The 552-nt window shown below is 46.2% G+C and carries 2 tRNA genes and 1 rRNA gene; all 3 read left to right on the plus strand.

Annotation, left to right across the window (positions count from 1 at the left end):
- Window positions 1–57 (plus strand): 16S ribosomal RNA (locus OA79_RS17800); the annotation flags it as partial.
- Between the two features lie 190 nt (window positions 58–247).
- Window positions 248–324 (plus strand) — tRNA-Ile (locus OA79_RS17805).
- A gap of 132 nt (window positions 325–456) precedes the next feature.
- Window positions 457–532, plus strand: a tRNA-Ala gene (locus OA79_RS17810).
- Window positions 533–552: the final 20 nt, after the last annotated feature.

Consider the following 552-nt stretch of genomic DNA (forward strand, 5'->3'; position numbering starts at 1 on the left):
GGGGTGAAGTCGTAACAAGGTAGCCCTAGGGGAACCTGGGGCTGGATCACCTCCTTAAACGATATGAAGCACTGGTGAGCGTTCACACAAATTATCTGATATCTGTAGTTTAGAGTGTCGTAGTCTGAATCGATTTGATTTAGCACAGATTGGATTAGTAGCTCAGTTGGTTAGAGCGCACCCCCTTTACTAAGGTAAAGAGCAGGGTGAGGTCGGCAGCCGACTAGGTTGGAAATCTAGTTAGTATGGGTCTGTAGCTCAGTTGGTTAGAGCGCACCCCTGATAAGGGTGAGGTCGGCCGTTCAAATCGGCCCAGACCCACCAAAATCTCAATAACGGCGTTATTTAAGTTCTCGTTTAGCAGGCTAAACGTCAAACTGAAAAGCCTTGTTCTTGAAATTTTGGACAATACTTTAATGTAAAATCATTAGAGTCGGTTAGAAAGACTAAAAAAATGGGGCTATAGCTCAGCTGGGAGAGCGCCTGCTTTGCACGCAGGAGGTCTGCGGTTCGATCCCGCATAGCTCCACCATTTCTTAGTAAAGAAACAAC

The organism is Marinomonas sp. TW1, from assembly GCF_001625355.1.
Lineage (GTDB): Bacteria > Pseudomonadota > Gammaproteobacteria > Pseudomonadales > Marinomonadaceae > Marinomonas.